Origin of the sequence: Pseudomonas sp. MYb327 (assembly GCF_040438925.1) — a bacterium.
Taxonomy (GTDB): domain Bacteria; phylum Pseudomonadota; class Gammaproteobacteria; order Pseudomonadales; family Pseudomonadaceae; genus Aquipseudomonas.
Genome location: NZ_CP159258.1, coordinates 6,018,226 through 6,040,014, shown reverse-complemented (window position 1 = coordinate 6,040,014; position 21,789 = coordinate 6,018,226). Strand labels below are relative to the sequence as shown.

The following is a 21,789-nucleotide window of genomic DNA, read 5'->3' as shown; positions in this document are numbered from 1 at the left end:
CATGCCCTTGAACGAAATTCTCGCTCACTACCCGCTGGCCTTCGTCGTCATCGCCGGGATGATCGGCCTGCTGGTCGGCAGCTTTCTCAACGTGCTGATCTGGCGTCTGCCGAAAATGCTCGAACGCGAGTGGCGCGTGCAGGCCCACGACATTCTCGGGCTGTCCAGCGAAACGCCGCCGCCGACCTTCAACCTGATGCTGCCCCATTCCCAATGCCCAAACTGCGGTCATCGGATTCGTGCTTGGGAAAACATTCCCATCCTCAGTTTTATATGCCTGCGTGGGCGCTGCTCTGCTTGCAAGGCGCCAATCAGAAAACGCTACCCTCTGACCGAACTGGCCTGCGGCCTGTTATCGGCGTTCATTGCCTGGCATTTCGGTTTCGGCTGGCAAGCCTGCATGGCACTGCTACTGACCTGGGGCCTGCTGGCCATGAGCCTGATCGACGCAGAGCATCAACTGCTACCGGATGTACTGGTGCTGCCGCTGATGTGGCTGGGGTTGATCGTCAACAGCCTCGGTTTGTTCGTGCCATTGCATGAAGCGCTGTGGGGCGCTATCGCCGGCTACATGGCGCTGTGGTCGGTGTTCTGGCTGTTCAAGCTGATCACCGGCAAGGACGGCATGGGCCATGGCGATTTCAAGTTGCTGGCCATGTTTGGCGCCTGGGGCGGCTGGCAGATCTTGCCGCTGACCATCCTGTTGTCGTCCTTGGTCGGGGCGGTGGTCGGTGTGATTTACCTGCGTCTGCGCAACGCGAAAACTTCGACACCCATCCCCTTCGGCCCCTATCTGGCCATCGCCGGCTGGATTGCCTTGCTCTGGGGTGTTCAAATAACCGACTTCTATTGGCAGTTTGTCGGTTTGAAATGAATACCCCTGTGGAAAAACCCTGGATTCTCGGCCTGACCGGCGGCATCGGCAGCGGCAAAAGCGCGGCGGCCCAACACTTCATCGATCTCGGTGTGCATGTGGTCGACGCCGATCACGCCGCGCGCTGGGTCGTCGAGCCCGGCCGGCCGGCGCTGGCAAAAATCGCCGAGCACTTCGGCCCTGGTGTGTTGCAGGCCGACGGGCAACTGGACCGCGCCGCACTGCGCAAGCTGATCTTCGAAGTGCCGGATGAACGCCGCTGGCTCGAAGCCCTGCTGCATCCGCTGATCGCCGAGGAAATCGCTCATCACCTGGCACTGGCAAAATCACCTTACGCGATTCTGGTTTCGCCGCTGCTGATCGAGTCCGGGCAGTACGCCATGACCCAGCGGGTGCTGGTGATCGATGCCCCGGAACAGCTACAGATCGAACGCACTCTGCAGCGCGACCAGACCAGCGAAGAGCAGGTCCAGGCGATCCTCAAGGTTCAATCAAGCCGGCAGGATCGCGTGAGCCATGCCGACGAGGTGGTGATCAACGATCGCGACCTCGCCTGGCTGCACAGCGAGGTTGAACGCCTGCATCACTATTACCTAACTTTGCCTGGAGGCCAGTCATGAGCCAGATCCCAACCGTCGAATGCCCGACCTGCGGCGCCCCCGTCGAATGGAGCCCCGAGAGCAAATTCCGGCCGTTCTGTTCCGACCGTTGCAAACTGATCGACCTCGGCGCCTGGGCGTCGGAAGAGCACAAGATCCCGGTGGCCCCGGATGCCGAGGACGAATTGTTCAGCGGCGATTTCGATCCGCGTCACTGATTCAAGGGAACGTAGACGATTTCAATCAAGACTTGGGATCGTCGTCTTTCCACGGTGCCGACAGGTAGCGCGTGCGATTGAAGGTCTCCAGCCATTCCGGGCAGAACACCACCAACGCGCTGACCACCATGCCGTTGATAAAGGCTTCCGGAAAAACCAGTAGCCACAGGTAGCCGACAAAATCTTCCAGCCAGTACGGCATGGCGAAACGCTCATCGAACCACAACAACCACAACGCCAGCAGCAGGCACAGCAATGCCGACAGCGCTGCCGCAAAAAACCCGGAAACGAAGATGTACACAAAGGGATTTCGCGGTTGCGCACGCTCCACCAGGATCGCGCAGCACTCGGTCACCAGCACCGGTAGCACGATCAACAGCGCGCCGTTAACCCCCATCGCCAACAAGTCCTGACGCCCCAGTAGCATCAGACCGGTTTGCGCCACCAGTCCGCCAACAATCGCCAGCGGCCAGTCCAGCAACAGCGTCACCGCCGTCATGCCGATGAAGTGGTAGGACACGCCGGTATCGAAGTCCCGTCGCACCAGCCACAGCATGAACAACGCGAACACCGTGCCGAACAGCAAATGCTGACGACGACTGTCGGTGAACAACTCGACCCACGGCGCGCGCCAGATCGCCCAGAGCACCACCGGCCCATAAACCAGCCAGCCGACCGTCAGGCTCTGCGGTGACAGCAGTTCAGCGCCGATCATGTGGGTAACCCCTTGTGCTCCACCGCAGACTCCTTAATTGCTACAGACCGTTGTCAAGCAGTCTACTACGGCAACGAAGTGGCTCCTTCCGAAGCAAAGCTTTCTGCTTGTCGCATTTGAACGCTAAGCTTGGGCCTATGGATGACTCAGATTATTTACGCCTGCTGACCATCGCGGCCGAGCAAGCCAACGCGTTTCTGTCCAATGCCCGCAAATGGGAGCGTGAGCGTTGGGTCTGCCAGCGCCTGCTGCAAGGCTTGAACATCCCTTATCGCGCCGACGAATTCGCCCCGGCCGGCGAACCGCCCGACGTATTGTTCCGCGATGCCAGTTTCGAGGTGTTCTTCGTCCTCGACGAGGGCCGACGCCTCAACGACGAGTGGCGCGACGAGCTGCAACGCCGACGCAGCGCGTTCTCCCTGAGCCAACTGGTGCGACGCGAGGCCAAGCCCCGACGCATTCCGGCCAACGAATTCTTGCTGCGACTGGCGCCGACTTTGCGCAAAAAAGCGCATAACTACAAAGAACGTGGCATGGATCTGGGCGAGCTGGACATCATCGCCTTCGCCAGCCTCAAGCGTGAAGTGCTAGACCTCAATAGCCATTTTCCGCCGCCAACCGAATATCTGCGCCAGGGCTGGCGTTCGCTGTCGCTGGTCGGCCCGACTTTCGCCCGCGTGCTGTTCGCCCATCCGGATGCCCCGGATTTCCTGCGCAGCAACCTGGGACGCAGCATCGTGTTCGACGTCGGGATTAGCCTGTGAGCCCATTGCAGGAACTGATTGCGCAAGTCCCGCAAACCGGCCGCGTACGCTGGATCGGCGTGCGCCCGGAACGCCACGCACCAATGATCGAACTTGAAGCCGTGGAAGCGCGGCTGGAGGCCGGTTTGACCGGAGATCGCGCCCGACCAGGCGTCCGAAATGCACGGCAGGTGACGCTGATTCAGTGGGAACATCTGGCAGTCATCAGTTCGCTGATGAGCCGTCCGGACGATCAACCGGTAAAGCCTGAAGATCTGCGGCGCAATCTCGTTATCAGTGGGATCAACCTGTTCAGCCTCAAGGGCCGGCGCTTCCGGATCGGCCAGGCGATTTTCGAAACCACGGGCTGGTGCCAGCCTTGTGCTCGCCTGCAAGACAACCTCGGCCCCGGGACCTTTCAGGCCGTGCGCGGACATGGCGGAATCACCGCCCGGGTGTTACAAAGTGGCATTATTCGCCTGGGCGATACGGTGAGCGTCGAGCCAATTCCGGACAGCGGCTATGCTCCGTTCAACGTTCGTTAAATCAGCCTGTAGCTTCTCCACATTCAGCAACGTCTACCTGACGAGGCCTTTATGACCAGCCGCCTGAACCCAGACGACCAGAAGCATGTCGAAGAGTACCTGCAGTTATCCCAGCACCGAGTCGAGCGCCGGCCTTTCCGGCCGTGGATGCTCCTGGTGCTGGTATTGGCAGTGACCATTGGTCTGGGCCTGTTGAGCCGACTTATCAGTTACCTGACGCTATGAGCTGCTTGGCGCTCGCTCGGTTGACTGCACCGATTTCCTTTAGCCTTGCGAGTTATCCCCATGTCCCATCGTATTGTTATTGTCGGCGGCGGCGCCGGCGGTCTGGAGTTGGCTACCCGTCTGGGTAAGACTCTGGGCAAGCGCGGCACGGCCAGTGTGATGCTGGTCGACGCGAACCTGACCCACATCTGGAAACCCCTGTTGCACGAAGTGGCCGCCGGTTCCCTGAACTCTTCCGAAGACGAACTCAACTATGTTGCCCAGGCGAAATGGAACCACTTCGAGTTCCAGCTCGGGCGCATGAGCGGGCTCGATCGCACGCAGAAAAAAATCCAGCTCGCGGCCACTTATGACGAAGCCGGCCTGGAATTGGTGCCGGCGCGGGAAGTGGCTTACGACTCGCTGGTGATTTCCGTTGGCAGTACCACCAACGATTTCGGCACCCAGGGCGCAGCGCAGCACTGCCTGTTCCTCGACACGCGCAAACAGGCCGAACGCTTCCACCAGCAGTTGCTCAACCACTACCTGCGCGCCCACGCCGGGCAGACCGACAAGGTCGAGCAAATCAGCGTGGCCATCGTCGGTGCCGGCGCCACCGGGGTTGAACTGGCTGCCGAACTGCACAACGCCGCCCATGAACTGGCGGCTTACGGACTGGACCGTATCAAACCGGAAAACATGCACATCACCCTGATCGAAGCCGGGCCACGGGTACTGCCAGCCCTGCCGGAGCGAATCGGCGGACCTGTGCATAAAACCCTGGAGAAACTCGGGGTCAACGTCATGACCAATGCAGCGGTCAGCGAAGTCACAGCGGACAGTTTGATCACCGTGGATGGAAAAGTGATCAACGCCAGCCTGAAGGTCTGGGCCGCCGGGATTCGCGCGCCGGGTTTCCTCAAGGACATCGACGGCCTGGAAACCAACCGCATCAACCAGCTGCAAGTATTGCCGACCCTGCAAACCACCCGCGACGAGAACATCTTCGCCTTCGGTGACTGCGCCGCCTGCCCGCAACCGGGCACCGACCGCAACGTGCCGCCACGCGCCCAGGCGGCGCATCAACAGGCGTCGTTGCTGGCTAAATCGCTGAAGCTGCGGATCGAAGGCAAGGCGTTGCCGGAGTACAAGTACACCGACTATGGCTCGCTGATCTCACTGTCGCGTTTTTCCGCTGTGGGTAACTTGATGGGCAACCTCACCGGCAGTGTGATGCTTGAGGGTTGGCTGGCACGGATGTTTTACGTGTCGCTTTACCGCATGCACCAGATGGCGCTGTACGGGCCGTTCCGCACGGCGATGCTGATGCTGGGCAGCAAGATCGGCCGCGGGACTGAGCCACGGCTGAAACTGCACTGATATAAAAACCTGTGGGAGCTGGCCTGCCAGCTCCCACATTTTTTTTCTGAAGCAATTACACCCGAAAACGCCGCACCATCCCCTGCAGGGCATTCGCCAACTGCGACAATTCATGGCTCGACGCGCTGGTCTGATCTGCTCCGGCAGCCGAACGCACTGACAGATCACGAATATTCACCAGGTTGCGATCGACCTCACGCGCCACTTGCGCCTGTTCTTCAGCCGCGCTGGCGATCACCAGGTTGCGCTCATGAATTTCATGGACCGACGCGGTGATGGTTTGCAGCGCCTCACCTGCCCGCTCGGCCAGGACCAGCGTGCTGGCAGCACGGGAGGCACTGGCGTTCATGGCATCCACGGCCAGGCTCGAGCCATTGCGCATGCCTTGCACCATTTGCTCGATTTCCTGGGTCGATTGCTGGGTCCGATAGGCCAGCGCACGCACTTCATCGGCCACCACCGCGAATCCACGACCGCTCTCCCCCGCACGAGCCGCCTCAATCGCCGCATTGAGCGCCAGCAAGTTGGTTTGCTCGGCAATGGCACGAATCACATCCAGCACCTTGCCAATATCCTGGGACTGATCGGCCAGGGACTGCACCAATTCGCCCGTGCTCTGCACATCATTGGCCAGCGAGCTAATGGCGCTGGCAGTTTCGCTGACCCGCTCCTGCCCCAGATGCGCCGATTCACTGGACTGACGGGTTGCGTCAGAAGTGGACACCGCGTTGCATGCGACCTCTTCTACAGCCGTCGTCATTTCATTGACCGCCGTCGCGGCCTGCTCAATCTCTTTGTTCTGTTGCTGCAGGCCTTGGGTACTGTCGAGGGTGACCGCGTTCAACTCATCGGCTGCCGTGGCCAATTGCGTGGCCGAACCACTGATGCCTTGCAGGGTTTCTCGCAGGTTTTGCTGCATAGTCGCCAAGGCCTTGAGCAAACGGCTGACTTCGTCATTGCCATGGGTTTCGATCGGGCGAGTCAGATCACCTTGCGCCACATGCTCTGCGGCGCTCACGGCTTCGCTCAGAGGTCTGACGATGCTGCGGGTCAGCAACATGGCCAGGCCGACGGTCGCCAACGCGGCAAGCGCGATAAACAGGCTGACGATCGTCCGCGATGTTTCGTAGTGAGCTGCGGATTTCTGACTTTCCGTGGCGACCTGCTTGGCGAACAGGTCGGCCAAATCGTTGAGCTGTTTGCCCGATCCATCGACCACGGTCTTCATGTCGACCAGCAGCAGTTTGGTCAATTCGTCTCGGTGACCTTGCTCGGCCAAGGTGAACGACTGGGCGATACCGGAGCGATAGGCGGCGAAGGTGGTTTTGAATTGGTCGTACAAGGCCTGACCTTCGGCGGTGTCCACAAGCTTGTCGTAAGAGGCAATCTTCTCGCTCAGCTCTTTATCGCGGGTGTCCATCTGGCTACGGTAAACCGGGATGTTTTTCGGATCCTGATCCAGAGCCATCCGCAAGGAAATGGTGCGGATGCGCAACATCAACTCGCGGATCTCGTCACCGCCGCGAATGCTTGGCAGCCATTGCTTCTCCACCGCCACCTCGCTCTCGCGGATACTCGACATTTGCCCCAGGGCAAAAATCCCGAGCAACGCGACGAGCACTGCGATCAAGGCAAACCCCAGTGCGGCACGGGGGGCAATATTCAACTGGCGAAGAAACATAACGAGTGCCTTTGTTTTTGTTGGCTTGACTGGAGGGCTATGCCCCGACAGCTCGTTATCGGCAGGTTGTACGATGACTTGAAATGAAGAGCTTTTTTTAAGGCAAAAAAAATCCCCGTATCTTTCGATACGGGGATTTTTAATATGGTCGGGGTAAGGGGATTCGAACTCCTGACATCCTGCTCCCAAAGCAGGCGCGCTACCGGACTGCGCTATACCCCGGTAAAAAAAAGGCGACCTTTACAAGTCGCCTTCTTCGATCAGCGCTTTTGGCCTCTGATCTTAAGATTCGATTCCAGCGTTAACTGGTTTCAAAAATGGTGGGTCGTGTGGGATTCGAACCTACGACCAATTGGTTAAAAGCCAACTGCTCTACCAACTGAGCTAACGACCCAAAAATGGTCGGGGTAAGGGGATTCGAACTCCTGACATCCTGCTCCCAAAGCAGGCGCGCTACCGGACTGCGCTATACCCCGGTTTGAAATTGGCTCCGTGACCAGGACTCGAACCTGGGACCCAATGATTAACAGTCATTTGCTCTACCGACTGAGCTATCACGGAACTACATATTTCAATTTACAACTTTGAAGCTTTACAGCGTTCTCTTCGACTCGTTCGCATCGCTGCGTTCGTGTGTCTGAGGCGCGCTATTCTACAATCTTCAGAACCTCTGTCAACCCCCTAAATTGCTTTCAAGTTAATGATTTGCAACTTATTTTGGATTCCTGCTTGGGGAGCGGAAACCCTGGCGGGTGACTGACTGCGGGGCGCACTTTACAAGCCTTTTCCTTTGAGTTCAACAGCCTAACGAAAAAAAGGCCTCGCAATGCGAGGCCTCTTTGATTTTCCTGCCGTCGTGGATCAGACGAAGACGATTTCGTCGTTCTCCACTACCCCTTTGGCGGTATCACCGGGCATGAAACGTCCCGACAAAATCAGCTGTGCCAGCGGGTTTTCGATCCAGCGCTGGATCGCACGTTTCAGCGGACGTGCGCCGTACACCGGGTCATAACCTACTGCGATCAGCTTATCCATGGCCTCAGGGCTGAGTTCCAGCGTCAGCTCGCGCTCGGTCAAGCGACTGCGCAGACGACCCAACTGGATCTCGGTAATGCCAGCGATCTGATCCCGCGCCAATGGCTCGAAGATCACCACTTCGTCGACCCGGTTGATGAACTCCGGCCGGAAGTGCGAGGAAATCGCGTCCATTACCGCTGCACGTTGCGCTTCACGATCACCCACCAGCTCCTGGATTTGCACCGAGCCCAGGTTGGAAGTCATGACGATCACGGTGTTCTTGAAATCCACCGTGCGGCCATGGCTGTCGGTCAGACGGCCATCTTCCAGCACTTGCAGCAAGATGTTGAACACATCCGGGTGCGCCTTCTCGACCTCGTCCAGCAAGATCACCGAGTAAGGTTTGCGACGCACCGCCTCGGTCAGGTAACCGCCCTCTTCATAACCTACGTATCCCGGTGGCGCGCCAATCAAGCGAGCCACGGAATGTTTCTCCATGAACTCGGACATGTCGATGCGCACCATTGCCTCTTCAGTATCGAAGAGGAATTCGGCCAACGCTTTGCACAACTCGGTTTTACCGACACCGGTCGGGCCGAGGAACATGAACGAGCCGCTCGGCCGATTCGGGTCGGACAACCCGGCACGGGAGCGCCGCACCGCGTTGGAAACCGCGACCACTGCCTCGTCCTGGCCAATTACACGCTGGTGCAACAGGCTTTCCATCTTCATCAGTTTGTCGCGCTCGCCTTCGAGCATTTTCGACACAGGAATACCGGTCCACTTCGACACGACTTCCGCGATTTCTTCCTCAGTCACTTTGCTGCGCAGCAACTGGTTTTCGCTCTTGCCATGCTGGTCGACCATTTGCAGGCTGCGCTCCAGATCCGGGATCACCCCGTACTGCAACTCGGCCATGCGGTTCAGGTCGCCTTTACGGCGTGCGGTTTCCAGTTCCTGACGGGACTGTTCGATCTTCTGCTGAATCTGAGCGGAGCCTTGTACCTCGGCTTTTTCCGAGTTCCAGATTTCTTCCAGATCCGAGTATTCACGTTCAAGACGAACGATTTCTTCCTGGAGTTTTTCCAGGCGTTTGATCGCTGCTTCGTCGCTCTCTTTCTTCAGCGCCTGGGATTCCACCTTCAACTGAATCAGGCGACGTTCCAGACGATCCAGCACTTCGGGCTTGGAGTCGATCTCCATGCGGATGCGGCTGGCAGCTTCGTCGATCAGGTCGATGGCCTTGTCGGGCAACTGACGGTCAGTGATGTAGCGATGGCTGAGTTTGGCCGCCGCGATGATCGCGCCGTCAGTGATCGCCACCTTGTGGTGAACCTCGTAACGCTCTTTCAGGCCACGCAGGATGGCGATGGTGTCTTCTTCACTCGGCTCGTCCACCAACACTTTCTGGAAGCGTCGCTCAAGGGCGGCGTCCTTCTCTATGTATTGGCGGTATTCGTTGAGCGTGGTCGCGCCGACGCAATGCAGCTCACCGCGAGCCAATGCCGGCTTGAGCATGTTGCCCGCGTCCATCGAGCCTTCGCCCTTACCGGCGCCGACCATGGTGTGCAGTTCGTCGATGAACAGAATGATCTGCCCTTCCTGCTTGGACAGTTCATTAAGCAGGGATTTCAGGCGTTCCTCGAACTCACCGCGATACTTGGCACCGGCAATCAGCGCCCCCATGTCCAGGGACAGCAGACGCTTGCCCTTCAGGCCATCCGGCACTTCGCCATTGATGATGCGCTGGGCCAAGCCTTCGGCGATGGCGGTTTTACCCACGCCAGGCTCACCGATCAATACCGGGTTGTTCTTGGTGCGACGCTGCAGCACCTGGATGGTCCGACGGATCTCGTCGTCACGGCCGATCACCGGGTCGAGCTTGCCGTCTTCGGCACGCTTGGTCAGGTCTACCGTGTATTTATCCAGCGCCTGGCGCGACTCTTCGTGGTTGGCGTCGTTGACCGCCTCGCCACCGCGCAGGTTGTTGATCGCGTTTTCCAGGGCTTTCTTGCTCACACCCTGGCCGAGCAGCAGCTTGCCGAGCTTGCTGTTCTCATCCATGGCAGCGAGCAATACCAACTCGCTGGAAATGAATTGATCGCCCTTCTGCTGGGCCAGACGGTCGGCCTGGTTGAGCAAGCGCGCCAGATCCTGCGACATGTTGACGTCGCCGGTCGGGTTCTGGATTTTTGGCAACTGATCGAGTTCTTTGGTCAGCTCTTTACGCAGGCTGTTGATGTCGAAGCCCACCTGCATTAGCAAGGGCTTGATCGAGCCACCCTGCTGTTCGAGCAATGCTTGCATCAAATGCGCCGGCTCGATGGCCGGATGATCGAGCCCAACGGCCAGGGATTGGGCGTCGGACAAGGCTAACTGCAACTTACTTGTTAAACGGTCTATACGCATGGGTCACCTTCCTTTTGAGCAGGCCGGACCTATAAAACATCCTGAATGAAGAAACCTGCCAGATACCACAATAGATGTGGTCGATTCTGGGAGTTTCAAGCGTCGAGACGTTGATGCAGATCAGACAAGTCTAGCGTTCGAGCCAGATAAGGGAGGCAAATCGACCGGTGCGGGGACTGCGGCGGTAAGAAAAGAATCGAGGATCGTTGACAGTGCAGAATCCGCCGCCGTAAACCGCCGTTACACCGCGGGCTGCCAGACGCAAACGCGCGAGCATATAGATGTCGGCCATGAACTTGCCGGTGTTTTGGCTTGGCACAAAAGCTTCGGCCGCTTGCGACAACTGCTGGACGAAGGTCTCGCGTACTTCCGGGCCGACTTCAAAGGCTTGCGGGCCAATGGCCGGGCCTAGCCATACCAATACTTCGGCAGGAGGGACGTCCAGACTGTCGAGCGTCGCTTCGAGCACACCCGCCGCCAACCCGCGCCATCCAGCATGGGCCGCCGCAACGCGAGTGCCGGCGCGATCGCAAAACAGCGCTGGCAGGCAATCGGCCGTCATGGCTGCACAAGCAATGCCGGGCGTTGCCGTCCAACTGGCGTCGGCAGTGACCACCCGGCGCGGGTCCGCATGTGCCACGACAATGCCGTGGACCTGCTGCAACCAGGCCGGCTGAATAGAGAAACAATCAGTAAGACGACGGCGGTTTTCGGCGACAGCTTCAGGGCTGTCCTCGACGTGATCACCGAGGTTGAGGCTGACGAACGGCGCCAGACTGACGCCGCCCGCACGGGTGGTGACGCAGGCTTTGACCCCGGCCGGCGCGGGCCAGTCAGGAATCAGCCAGTCACTCATCCGATGAACGCCTCGCGGTCTTGCTTAAGCAGGGTCAGCAACCAGACGAAGTCTTCCGGCAACGGCGACTCCCAGCTCATGCGCTGACCGGTGGTCGGGTGATCCAGTTCCAGGAAACGCGCATGCAGCGCCTGACGCGGGAAATTTTTCAGGGATTCGACCATGGTGGGGTTTGCCGCAGGCGGAATACGGAAACGACCGCCGTAGGCAGGATCTCCGACCAACGGGTAGTTGATGTGCGCCATGTGCACGCGAATCTGGTGCGTACGACCGGTTTCCAGCTTCACCCGCACGTGGGTGTGGGAACGGAAACGCTCAAGCACGCGGTAATGGCTGACGGCTTGTTTACCACCTTCCATCACGGCCATGCGTTGGCGTTGCTGACCATGACGACCGATTGGCGCGTTGATCTTGCCGCCCGCCGTTACTACGCCGATCACGATGCATTCATAGATGCGGCTGACGCTACGGCTCTGCAACTGTGTAACCAGCTGCGTCTGCGCTTGAATGGTCTTGGCCACCACCATCAGACCGGTGGTGTCCTTGTCCAGGCGATGCACGATACCGGCGCGGGGCACATTAATGATGTCCGGCACGTGGTGCAGCAAGGCATTGAGCAAGGTGCCATCAGCGTGGCCAGCAGCCGGATGCACCACCAGGCCCGCAGGCTTGTTGATCACCAGGATGTCGTCATCTTCATAGACGATGTCCAGCTCGATGTCTTGAGCGATCCATTCGCCCTGAGCTTCCTGCTCGGCAGTGAGTTCAAGAATGGCGCCACCGTGAACGATGTCTCGCGGGCGGATAACCGCCCCATCCACAGTCAGGCGGCCGTCTTTGATCCAGGCGGAAAGGCGCGAGCGCGAGTGCTCAGCGAATAATTGTGCGGCGACTTGATCGAGGCGTTGGCCGCCCAATTCGGACGGCACCTCTGCGCGAAGTTCAATTTTATCGGACATGCTCAGACTAGGCGTCGGCACAGCTTTTGGTTTCGGCTGCGCGCTTGTGGTTAAATACGGCGTCTTTTGCCCCGAGGCTATTCAACGGGGCGCTCATCATAACAGGACGGCCACGCCCAAGACAGCGGCCGTCATAGGGACGCAAGCCGCCATGCAAGTGAAACACCTGCTGCTGATCGCCATCCTCGCATTGACCGCTGCTTGCTCATCGAAGGAAGTCGTAGACGAAAACCTGAGTGAAGTCGAGTTGTACCAACAGGCTCAGGCTGATCTGGACAACAACAGCTACACCAGCGCTACCGCCAAGCTGAAGGCTCTGGAATCGCGTTATCCGTTCGGTCGCTATGCCGACCAGGCGCAACTCGAACTCATCTACGCCAACTACAAGAATGCCGAGCCAGAGGCTGCGAAAGCCGCTGCCGAGCGCTTCATTCGTCTGCACCCGCAGCATCCGAACGTCGATTACGCCTACTACCTCAAGGGTCTGACTTCTTTCGACCAGGACGTCGGCCTGCTGTCGCGCTTCCTGCCGCTGGACATGACCAAGCGTGACCCTGGCGCCGCCCGCGACTCCTACAACGAGTTCGCCCAGCTGACCAGCCGCTTCCCGAACAGCCGCTACTCGCCGGATGCCAAGCAGCGCATGATCTACCTGCGCAACCTGCTGGCCGCCTATGAGATTCACGTTGCCCACTACTACCTGACCCGTCAGGCCTATGTTGCCGCCGCGAACCGTGGCCGTTACGTAGTGGAAAACTTCCAGGAAACCCCTTCGGTGGCCGACGGCCTGGCGGTGATGACCGAAGCCTATCAGCGTCTGCACCTGGACGAACTGGCGACCACCAGCCTCGAAACCTTGAAGCTCAACTACCCGAATCACCCAAGCCTGGTGGACGGTCAGTTCGTGCCGTCGATGGACGAAGCCGATAACCGTTCATGGCTGAGCAAGGCGACCCTGGGCCTGATCGAATCCCGTCCTCCGCTGCCGCCGGGAGAAACCCGCGCCAACCAGGACGTGCAGAAGCAATTCCAGGACGCCAAAGACGCGATTCCGAACGAGCTCAAGCCTAAAGATGCCGATGGCGACGTGATCAAGGAAGAGGAACACGAAGCGGAAGGCAACAATGAAGACCGCTCGTGGTTCAGCTACATGACCTTCGGCGTGTTCGACTGACACGACCGGCGGTGCAGAAAGGGAGACTCTTGAGTCTCCCTTTTTTATTGCACCGTTTTTATGCCGCGTGAATACGCTGTGCGCCTGTCATGTCCTTGGCTAAACTGGCGATTCATCCGTCATAAAGCAGCTCACCATGCTTCGTTTATTATTCTGGATCGCCGTGATTGCCGCCGCCGTGTGGTTCTGGCGCAAGTACAAGGGCCAGGCTTCTGCACCCAAATCTTCCGCCGAGCTGGAAGCGGCGCCCATGGTCCGCTGCGCCCATTGCGGCGTGCACCTGCCCCGCGACCGTGCGCTGAGCCTTCAACAACAGTGGTATTGCAGCCAGGCTCACCTTGAGCAAGGCCCCGGTCCAAGTGATCGCTGAGACCTCCAGTCCCGGCGGCAAACAGGCCCAGCGACTGCTGCGTCTTTATCATCTCTACCGCTTAAGCGTCGGCATTACGCTGGTGTTGTTGATTTCCAGCAACATGGACAACCGGCTGCTGACCTCCGCCAATGACGACCTGCTGCGCGGTGGAAGCTGGTTGTACCTTGTGCTGAATACCCTGCTGGTGGTCTTCGTCGAGACCACCCGCCGACCGACGCATCTGTTCGGTCTGGCGTTGATCGACGTCCTGCTGTTATGCGGCCTGTTCTACGCCGCTGGCGGCGTAGCCAGCGCCATTGGTAACTTGCTGATCGTCTCGGTGGCCATCAGCAATACCTTGTTGCGAAGGCGAATCGGCCTGCTGATTGCCGCCGTCGGCGCGATCGGAATCGTGGGCCTGAGCTTCCTGCTGAGCTTCAGTCATCCCGCCAGTCCTAACGATTATCTGCAAGTCGGCACTCTCGGCGCCTTGTGTTTTGCCGCGGCCTTGCTGGTGCAGGCCCTGATCCGGCGACTGGAGGTCAGCGAAACCCTGGCCGAACAAAAGGCCAGTGAAGTCGTCGGCCTGGAAACACTCAATGCGCTGATCCTGCAACGCATGCGCACCGGCATCCTGGTGCTCGATGAGCAACGACGCGTGCAACTGGCCAACCATAGCGCCTTGAGCCTGCTCGCTAGCGAGCGTCTCGAAGGCCGGCTGATTGACGAACACTTCCCGGCCTTGGTGGAACGCCTGCAGATGTGGCTCAACAACCCCACACTGCGCCCGCAGAGCCTGAAAATTGCCAGCAGCGGCCAGGAACTGCAACCGAGCTTCATTGCGCTGGACTCAAGTCCGAACCACCAGACACTGGTCTTTCTCGAAGACCTCGCCCAGATCGCCCAACAGGCGCAGCAACTCAAGCTCGCTGCCCTCGGGCGCCTCACCGCTGGTATCGCCCATGAAATCCGCAACCCGCTGGGCGCCATTAGTCATGCCGCGCAGCTATTGCGTGAATCAGAGGAACTGAACGGCGCGGATCGACGTCTGACGCAGATTATTCAAGACCACTCTCAGCGAATGAATCGGGTTATCGAAAACGTCCTGCAATTGTCCCGGCGCCAGCAAACCTTGCCGCAACGACTCGACCTGAAACCTTGGCTGGAACAGTTCGTGGCCGAAATCCGTGAGCGAGCGACTGATCGCCAGCAGATTCATCTGCGCATCGCTGCGGGAGAATTCAAGACTTTGATGGACCCGAACCAGCTACACCAGATACTCGACAACCTCATCCGCAATGCCTGGCGTCACAGCGCCCAGGATCACGACATGGCGCAGGTTTGGCTGGAGTTGTTCATTGATCAGACCAGTCAATTGCCAATCCTCGAAGTCATCGACGACGGCCCCGGTGTGGCCGCCGACCTTCAAGCGCAGTTATTCGAGCCGTTCTTCACCACCAGTCACCAAGGCACTGGCCTGGGGCTGTATCTGTCCCGTGAGCTGTGCGAAAGCAACCAGGCCCGCCTAGACTTCAAACCACGCCAAGGCGGCGGCTGCTTTCGGATCACCTTTGCTCACGGACGGAAACAAAGTTGAACATGTCACGGCAAAAAGTCCTGATCGTCGACGACGAACCGGATATTCGCGAACTCCTGGAAATCACCCTGGGACGGATGAAGCTCCATACCTTCAGTGCCCGAAATGCTGGCGAGGCCTTGGCCCTGCTCAAACGCGAGGCATTCGATTTGTGCCTGACCGACATGCGTCTACCCGACGGCACCGGTCTGGAACTGGTGCAGCACATCCAGCAACGCTACCCGCAAACGCCGGTGGCCATGATCACCGCCTATGGCAATGTAGAAACAGCGATCAACGCCCTGAAGGCCGGCGCGTTCGACTTCCTGAGCAAACCGGTGGACCTCGCCCGCCTGCGGGAGTTGGTCAACAGCGCCCTGCTGCTGCCCGCCCCCGGCGCGGCTATCGATCGTCGTTTGCTTGGTGACTCACCGCCCATGCGCAATCTGCGCAAACAGATCGACAAGCTGGCGCGCAGCCAGGCGCCGGTTTACATCAGCGGCGAGTCCGGCAGCGGCAAGGAGTTGGTCGCACGGCTGATTCACGAACGCGGACCGCGTGCCAATCAACGGTTTGTACCGGTCAACTGTGGCGCGATTCCGTCGGAACTGATGGAGAGCGAGTTTTTCGGTCACCGCAAAGGCAGCTTCAGCGGCGCCATCGAAGACAAACCAGGGCTGTTTCAGGCAGCTCAGGGCGGCACCTTATTTCTTGATGAAGTGGCAGATCTGCCGCTGCCGATGCAGGTCAAACTGCTGCGAGCCATTCAGGAAAAAGCCATACGCAGCGTCGGCGGGCAACAGGAAGAAGTGGTCGATGTGCGCGTTCTATGCGCCACCCATAAAGACCTCGATGCCGAAGTCGCCGCTGAACGCTTTCGTCAGGATTTGTACTACCGCTTGAACGTGATCGAACTGCGGGTTCCGCCTCTGCGCGAACGTCGCGATGACATCGAGACGCTGGCCGGCCATGTGCTCACGCGGCTTGCGACTGACACCGGCCAGCCCGAAGCAAAACTCCAGCCCCAAGCCCTCGCAGCACTGAAAAGCTACCGCTTTCCGGGCAACGTCCGGGAACTGGAAAACATGCTCGAACGGGCGCATACGCTGTGCGAAAACAAACAGATCGAGGCCAGCGACCTGCGTTTGGCCGAAGGCAACTGTTCTGCAGAAGAGGGATTGCCGGACCTGACGCAGATCGACAATCTGGAGGTCTATCTGGAGAACGTCGAGCGTCAGCTACTCCTTCAGGCATTGGAGGAAACCCGCTGGAACCGCACGGCGGCGGCTCAGCGGTTGAATCTTTCATTCAGGTCGATGCGCTACAGGCTGAAGAAATTAGGCCTGGATTGAGGGCGATTTTTTGTTCTTGCTTCAGATTCGCCCAGTCGGCGCATACGGTGCCGGATCAATGATCGGCGCCCTGCCCAACATCACATCGGCGAACAACTGACACGATGCCGGCGCCAGCACCAACCCGTTTCGGAAATGTCCGCAGTTGAGCCAGAGACCGTCAAACCCCGGCACTCGACCGATATACGGAATGCCTTCCGGCGAACCTGGCCGCAACCCGGCCCAATGCCCCACGACCTCGGCATCCGCCAACGCCGGAATCAACTCCACCGCGGACGCCTTGAGACTTTCAAGGGCCGACTCCGTCGGCGTCTTGTCATAGCCTTCGTACTCCAGCGTACTGCCAATCAGGATATGCCCATCGCGCCGAGGAATCGCATAACGCCCCTTGGCCAGCACCATGCTCGGCAGGAAATCCGCCGCGCATTTGTAGAGAATCATCTGCCCTTTCACCGGCTCGACTGGCAACTCAAGACCGAGGCTCTTGAGCAAATCGCCGCTCCAGGCACCAGCGGTCAGAACCACCTGATCGCCACGAATAGCCCCCGTCGAGGTCTGCACGCCGACGACTTGATCGCCTTCACGAATAAACCCGCTGACTTCGCACTGCTCATGAATCGTCACATTCGGCAACGCCAGCAACGCAGCCTTGAGCGACTTCACCAACCGTGGATTGCGCACATTGGCCACATCGGCCATGTAGATCGCTCGGGAAAATCCGCTACCCAACACCGGTACCGCATCGTGGGCCGCCGAGATATCCACAGCCCGCAACGGGCGATTTTCCCGCGCAGCCCAGGCCAGTGCTTCGGCCTCGTCATCCAGATCCAGCCAATACAGGCCGGTGGTGTGCACCTCGGGGTCGACTCCGGTGGCAGCAAACAAACGCTCGCCCAACTGTGGATAAAAATCCTGGGACCAATGGGCCAGCGCGGTGACCGCCGGGTTGTAACGCCATGGATAGAGCGGCGAAACGATCCCGCCGCCGGCCCAGGACGATTCCTGACCGACGTTCGAACGATCCAGCAGCACAACGCTCTGCACTTCGGACGCCAGATTGAATGCCGTCAGCAGGCCGATTACCCCGCCGCCGACAATCACCACTTGCTGTTGCCTGGTCATGTTCTGATCCAACCGTTAAATAGACAGTGGACGCAAAAGGCGCCCGAAAATAAAAAACTCAGCGACCCCAGCAATCCTTGGTGGTCAATCCCGCCGCCACGTTGACCATGCTACGGACACCGGTGTTGGTAATCGTGAAATCACCGCACTTGTCAGTGGCCATGCTTGTGCCAGGCTTGCGTACTGCCGTCAGCAGAAAGGTCTGATCGGTCAGGGTTGGGGTAATGGTGTAATAGTCATTGCCGGCGCTCAGGCCGATGGCATTGGTGTAGACGTTTTTCTGCGAGTAGAAACGCTCAAGGATTTGCGCCTGTTCGGAGAGCAGGCCGGCCACCTCGGTGCGACGGCCCTTCTTCAGATACTCGGTGAAACTCGGGGCGGCAATGGTCATGACGATCCCGATGATCGCAATCACGATCATGATTTCGATCAGGGTAAAACCGCGGTTGGTTCTGTGCATGCCTCAACTCTCACTTACTGTATTTGTCGCCACATGATGCGACGGCTGCCGCCGCCGGATTTTTCCACCAGCGTGGTAATGGCGCCACTGGAATCGTTCAGGATCTTGCGGGTCGCACCATTGACGATGGCGTTCAAGGTCGGGATGCCACCGGTAAAAATCACCCCGCTGGACACCGTATCGGTGCTGTCGATCAGCCCGTCACCATTGGTGTCGAGCACCGCGTAGTTGAGCATCTTACCGCTGAACGCATCGAGTTCGACCAGTTTGCCGGTGCCAAAGCTGGCGCACGGGTCTGTGGTGTCGACACTGGCGGTGGTAAACACGATTCGTCCGAGTACCAGGCTGGCCTGGTTGATCACCCGCTCGCCGGTCAACGCGCTGTTGTACACCAGTGGCAAATACCAGCCTTTCTCCGCCGGGTAAGTCACCTCGTTCTGGGTGGTTGTGATGAATTGCCCCGAACTGCCCGAGAACACACCGGTCACTGCCTGAGCCTGCAAACTGGACGTGGTGATCTGTCCAGACCCGCCATCCGCATCCCACACTGCATAGAACGCCTGTAAATCCTTGTTGGTCCTGTCCGCGGTTTCGTTGAATTTCCCGGTGCCGAAAAAGACCTCCTTACCACCCAAAGAATTGTCCGCCAGCAATGGCTGTGCGGTGATCGGTTGAGTCGCACCGCCCGCAGCGGTGAACAGCGGTTTTCCGGAAAATGCCACGCCCCAGGAATCCGTGCTGGTGCCACTCAAGTCAAACTTCCAGAGCCGTCCCTTGAGGTCGCCACCATAGGCTGCCTGCACCACGTTCTGCGAGTTGATCTTGAGTTTTACCGAGGACAAGCCGTTAGTCGTTTCAGTGCTGTCGATAACGATTTTCCTGATCAGCGAGCCGTCGCGGATATCCAGCACATACAACGCCGCCACCCCGGAATGGCTGTCATACCCATTGGAGATGAACGCCGCCCATCGACCGTCGGCCAAGCGTGCCACTTCCGGACGGGCATAGGCATAACCCAGGTCATTGAAAACGTTTGCCGTGTTGGCCGTGGCCGGTGCACTGATTTCCCACAACGCCTTGGTTACGTTGCCCGCTGAGGCGTCGAACAGTTGCAGCGCATAGAAGGTTCGCCCGCCCGCCCCCGTCCCACCCAGCGCGAGGGTTTTCCAGGCGCTGTTTAGCTGGGCATCGAATACACCGATTTGCCCATCCACCAAAAACTTGTGACTGACGCCGTTGATGTACGTGCTATCAGCGATGTAGCGCAGTGAAGGCAACACGCTCGACGGCATGTAGGCGTAGCGCCGGGTGCCGTTGGCGGTATTGATGACATTGACGAAACCGTCATTGGCGTTGACCACCAGGCTGGCGCTCATGTTGGCTGCTTTGGTGGCCAGATAGGTGCTGTAGGTGGTGTCGCCTGAAAGGTCGGAGGCAGTTTTATCCGAGGGTGACGCGAGGGCCAGCGGCGAGTTGATGATGTCGCCCAGCAATACGCTGCGCACTTTCAGGCCGGCCTTGTTGGTGCCCTTGCTCCACTCCACCAGATCGCCGCCGGTGATGCCCGTCGGCAAGCCCTGATTGAGGGTTGTTTGCTGGGTCGGAGAAAAATTTGCGTAGCTCAGCGTCACCGCCGTGTTGGTCTGATTGTTCCAGGATTGATAAGTCGGTGCCGTCGCTCCGGACACGATGGCGGTATCGGTGCTCCACAGCACCGAGCCGGCATTCACCGTACCGCTGGCAGTAAAGCCATAAGCCTTGATGGTGCCGCGCCAGTCCTTGGGGTCGTAACTGGTCTGGAAATAACTCGTGCCACTGCCGACGATGGTGCCGCTGGTGACACCGCTGCCCCCGGAGCCGGCCTTGGAAGTTATGTCACTCAGGGCGGAGGACAACGCGGCGTTGAGTCCGGCGCTGTCGATGGCCTGGTAGTACTTGCCCTGGCCGTGATTAGCGGCGTCGGACAGCATTTGATTCGCCGCGGTAAAACCCACGGTGTAGGTGTTCATGTTTTGTTTGGGAAAATCCGTGGCGTTCCAGCTTTTGCCGGCCAGATCGGTTCCCGTGGAGCGCAGGTCGATGTCGAAGGCGAATTTGGCGATGTCATCCAGGTAAAGGGTGTCACCTTCGCTATCACCTCTTAGGTTGACGCCGTCGTTGGCACTGTTGCCGTCCCAATTCGGCAGACGGCTGCCGCCTAAAGGGTCGGTGCTCGGAAAAGTCCGATCGAAGGTTGGCAAACCATCAGTGATAAGCACGCCATAATTCTTCTGGCAACGGTACTGAATTGGACTTGTGTAGGTTGCAGGCGACGAGTTGTAGTACGGCGCCATGCCGCGCATGTACCGGGTCACTTCGTAGTAGGTTTCCGCCAGCGGCGTATAGGCAACAGCACTCAAGCCGTTGATTGAGGCAATTAGCGCGTTGTAGTTGGCATCCACCGACAAATCGCTGATCGCACGGGCGATGTAGCCACCATTGCCCGGATTGTTACCGGCAGGCGGATTGAAGGTCGCCAGTCCGAAGCGCAACGAGCGATTGCTGGAAACCAGATTGGTTGAAACATCCTGCGCCACACTGATGCGGTAATCGTTGGGGATCGCGTTGGTGCCCGTGGTGAAGTCGCGGCTCGAACCGTTGGCCAGCCCCAGCAGATACGCAAGGTAGTTAGCCGTGTACCGGGTATTTTCGTTGCCCACCGGGTCCGGCAGTTTCAAGCAGATTGGTGTCGATCCAAGGGAACCGCGATAGAAACCGTACCAGTTGCCGCTGCTCGAACAACCGCCGCGGTTAAGGTTCGACAGGGCAATGTTGGCATCACTCATGGCGAGGTTTTGACCAACTTCGCATGACAGGTTGGAATTGCACATCGCGATTTGCGGTCGATTGACCGTCGGATCGAAACCCGGCGCCCAGATGATGTTATTCATGCTCCTCGAGTCGTCGATCATCAGCATCACGTTCGGCGCAACCGCTGCGGCACTCAACAGAGGCGAATCCGACGGCGTAAAGGCATAGACCGGAGCCGCCAGATACAAACCCAAAGCTACGCCACACAATAGCCGCCGCAACCCCGCGCACCGTTTAGTACTTCGCATAAACACTCTCCACCACACTGCGCGAATTGCCGGCGATACCGATTGCGGTGACTCGATAGAGCGTCGCCGAGGTATTGCTCGGCACGTTTACCGCCGTCAGGGTGGTGCCAATGTTTTGCACGCCATAAAAGCCGTTGCCGGAAGCGATCCAGGTCACCCCCGAGGTGGAGTTGAACCCCGCAGCTTTGACCGCCTGCGATTCGGCCGGTGGTGCGCATTGAGTGGTGCCGCTGCACACCGCCAATGAATAGCTATCGAGTTGCACCGCGCTTTCGCCCACCCGCAACGCCGCTTCGGCGCCCTGGAATGACTGATTGCGCAAGCTCACGCTGCCGGCCATTTTTTCCTGCAGGGTCGCGTTCTGCATTGATGAAATACCGATCAGCGTCAGCAACAGCAGGAACACCAGGCTGACAAGCAATGCCATGCCGCGTTGGGCTTGAAGAATCATTAGC

Annotated in this window: 20 protein-coding genes and 4 tRNA genes; 11 read left to right on the top strand and 13 right to left on the bottom strand. The window is 58.9% G+C overall.

Features of this window, described 5'->3' with window-relative positions:
• Position 1 precedes the first annotated feature (1 nt).
• The 3 genes from ABVN21_RS27380 to yacG are packed head-to-tail and all read left to right on the top strand — an operon-like array spanning position 2 to position 1,691.
• A complete protein-coding gene (locus ABVN21_RS27380) occupies positions 2-874 on the top strand; it encodes an A24 family peptidase (protein WP_339555078.1) in 873 nt (290 codons plus the stop codon).
• Positions 871-1,494 carry a dephospho-CoA kinase gene (gene coaE / locus ABVN21_RS27375; protein ID WP_339555077.1) on the top strand — a complete coding sequence of 208 codons (624 nt, stop codon included), beginning with the start codon at positions 871-873 and terminating at the stop codon, positions 1,492-1,494. Before ABVN21_RS27380 ends, coaE begins: the two co-directional genes overlap by 4 nt.
• Positions 1,491-1,691 (top strand): DNA gyrase inhibitor YacG, encoded by a 201-nt coding sequence (gene yacG, locus ABVN21_RS27370; RefSeq protein WP_060543361.1) that lies wholly within the window; start codon positions 1,491-1,493, stop codon positions 1,689-1,691. The genes coaE and yacG overlap by 4 nt, the downstream gene beginning before the upstream one ends.
• A gap of 25 nt (positions 1,692-1,716) precedes the next feature.
• Here yacG and ABVN21_RS27365 read toward each other — a convergent pair whose 3' ends face one another.
• A complete protein-coding gene (locus ABVN21_RS27365) occupies positions 1,717-2,406 on the bottom strand; it encodes an energy-coupling factor ABC transporter permease (protein WP_339555076.1) in 690 nt (229 codons plus the stop codon).
• Between the two features lie 137 nt (positions 2,407-2,543).
• On the opposite strand from ABVN21_RS27365, the gene ABVN21_RS27360 reads away from it, so the two are divergent.
• Genes ABVN21_RS27360 through ABVN21_RS27345 form a run of 4 tightly spaced genes read left to right on the top strand, consistent with a single transcriptional unit; the run spans position 2,544 to position 5,278 of the window.
• Positions 2,544-3,170 (top strand): DUF1780 domain-containing protein, encoded by a 627-nt coding sequence (locus tag ABVN21_RS27360; RefSeq protein ID WP_007970534.1) that lies wholly within the window; start codon positions 2,544-2,546, stop codon positions 3,168-3,170.
• Positions 3,167-3,694, top strand: coding sequence for an MOSC domain-containing protein (locus ABVN21_RS27355; RefSeq protein ID WP_339555075.1), 528 nt, complete (start codon positions 3,167-3,169; stop codon positions 3,692-3,694). The genes ABVN21_RS27360 and ABVN21_RS27355 overlap by 4 nt, the downstream gene beginning before the upstream one ends.
• A 51-nt stretch (positions 3,695-3,745) precedes the next feature.
• A complete protein-coding gene (locus tag ABVN21_RS27350; RefSeq protein WP_007996394.1) occupies positions 3,746-3,919 on the top strand; it encodes a DUF3094 family protein in 174 nt (57 codons plus the stop codon).
• Positions 3,920-3,979: 60 nt separating this feature from the next.
• Positions 3,980-5,278, top strand: a complete 1,299-nt coding sequence (locus tag ABVN21_RS27345) for an NAD(P)/FAD-dependent oxidoreductase (protein WP_339555074.1) — start codon at positions 3,980-3,982, stop codon at positions 5,276-5,278.
• Positions 5,279-5,333: 55 nt separating this feature from the next.
• Here ABVN21_RS27345 and ABVN21_RS27340 read toward each other — a convergent pair whose 3' ends face one another.
• From ABVN21_RS27340 to rluD, 8 genes are all read right to left on the bottom strand, one after another.
• Positions 5,334-6,959: a methyl-accepting chemotaxis protein gene (locus tag ABVN21_RS27340; protein WP_339555073.1), complete on the bottom strand. Its 1,626-nt coding sequence runs from the start codon at positions 6,957-6,959 to the stop codon at positions 5,334-5,336.
• Positions 6,960-7,104: 145 nt separating this feature from the next.
• Positions 7,105-7,181 (bottom strand) — tRNA-Pro (locus ABVN21_RS27335).
• 96 nt (positions 7,182-7,277) lie between these two features.
• Positions 7,278-7,353, bottom strand: a tRNA-Lys gene (locus ABVN21_RS27330).
• Between the two features lie 5 nt (positions 7,354-7,358).
• Positions 7,359-7,435: transfer RNA gene (locus tag ABVN21_RS27325), tRNA-Pro, on the bottom strand.
• Between the two features lie 9 nt (positions 7,436-7,444).
• Positions 7,445-7,520: transfer RNA gene (locus tag ABVN21_RS27320), tRNA-Asn, on the bottom strand.
• Between the two features lie 300 nt (positions 7,521-7,820).
• Positions 7,821-10,385, bottom strand: a complete 2,565-nt coding sequence (gene clpB / locus ABVN21_RS27315; protein WP_339555072.1) for an ATP-dependent chaperone ClpB — start codon at positions 10,383-10,385, stop codon at positions 7,821-7,823.
• Positions 10,386-10,515: 130 nt separating this feature from the next.
• Positions 10,516-11,241 (bottom strand): peptidoglycan editing factor PgeF, encoded by a 726-nt coding sequence (pgeF, locus tag ABVN21_RS27310; protein ID WP_339555071.1) that lies wholly within the window; start codon positions 11,239-11,241, stop codon positions 10,516-10,518.
• The gene (rluD, locus tag ABVN21_RS27305; RefSeq protein ID WP_034148244.1) at positions 11,238-12,200 is read right to left on the bottom strand and encodes a 23S rRNA pseudouridine(1911/1915/1917) synthase RluD; all 963 of its coding nucleotides are present in this window, start codon (positions 12,198-12,200) and stop codon (positions 11,238-11,240) included. Before rluD ends, pgeF begins: the two co-directional genes overlap by 4 nt.
• Before the next feature lie 151 nt (positions 12,201-12,351).
• On the opposite strand from rluD, the gene ABVN21_RS27300 reads away from it, so the two are divergent.
• The 4 genes from ABVN21_RS27300 to ABVN21_RS27285 all read left to right on the top strand — a co-directional run bounded on the left by ABVN21_RS27300 (position 12,352) and on the right by ABVN21_RS27285 (position 16,654).
• Positions 12,352-13,374, top strand: a complete 1,023-nt coding sequence (locus ABVN21_RS27300; protein ID WP_339555070.1) for an outer membrane protein assembly factor BamD — start codon at positions 12,352-12,354, stop codon at positions 13,372-13,374.
• Between the two features lie 136 nt (positions 13,375-13,510).
• Positions 13,511-13,744, top strand: coding sequence for a PP0621 family protein (locus ABVN21_RS27295; protein ID WP_034148242.1), 234 nt, complete (start codon positions 13,511-13,513; stop codon positions 13,742-13,744).
• Positions 13,734-15,323, top strand: coding sequence for an ATP-binding protein (locus tag ABVN21_RS27290; protein ID WP_339555069.1), 1,590 nt, complete (start codon positions 13,734-13,736; stop codon positions 15,321-15,323). The genes ABVN21_RS27295 and ABVN21_RS27290 overlap by 11 nt, the downstream gene beginning before the upstream one ends.
• Before the next feature lie 2 nt (positions 15,324-15,325).
• Complete coding sequence (locus ABVN21_RS27285) at positions 15,326-16,654, top strand: sigma-54 dependent transcriptional regulator (protein WP_339555068.1); 1,329 nt, start codon at positions 15,326-15,328, stop codon at positions 16,652-16,654.
• 21 nt (positions 16,655-16,675) lie between these two features.
• On the opposite strand, the gene thiO is transcribed toward ABVN21_RS27285, so the two are convergent.
• From thiO to ABVN21_RS27265, 4 genes are read right to left on the bottom strand one after another with little or no spacing between them, the layout of a single operon-like run.
• Positions 16,676-17,776, bottom strand: a complete 1,101-nt coding sequence (gene thiO / locus ABVN21_RS27280) for a glycine oxidase ThiO (protein ID WP_339555067.1) — start codon at positions 17,774-17,776, stop codon at positions 16,676-16,678.
• Between the two features lie 58 nt (positions 17,777-17,834).
• Positions 17,835-18,236 carry a type IV pilin protein gene (locus tag ABVN21_RS27275; RefSeq protein ID WP_339555066.1) on the bottom strand — a complete coding sequence of 134 codons (402 nt, stop codon included), beginning with the start codon at positions 18,234-18,236 and terminating at the stop codon, positions 17,835-17,837.
• Between the two features lie 14 nt (positions 18,237-18,250).
• Positions 18,251-21,334: a PilC/PilY family type IV pilus protein gene (locus ABVN21_RS27270; protein ID WP_339555065.1), complete on the bottom strand. Its 3,084-nt coding sequence runs from the start codon at positions 21,332-21,334 to the stop codon at positions 18,251-18,253.
• Positions 21,321-21,785 carry a PilX N-terminal domain-containing pilus assembly protein gene (locus tag ABVN21_RS27265; protein WP_339555064.1) on the bottom strand — a complete coding sequence of 155 codons (465 nt, stop codon included), beginning with the start codon at positions 21,783-21,785 and terminating at the stop codon, positions 21,321-21,323. The genes ABVN21_RS27270 and ABVN21_RS27265 overlap by 14 nt, the downstream gene beginning before the upstream one ends.
• Positions 21,786-21,789: the final 4 nt, after the last annotated feature.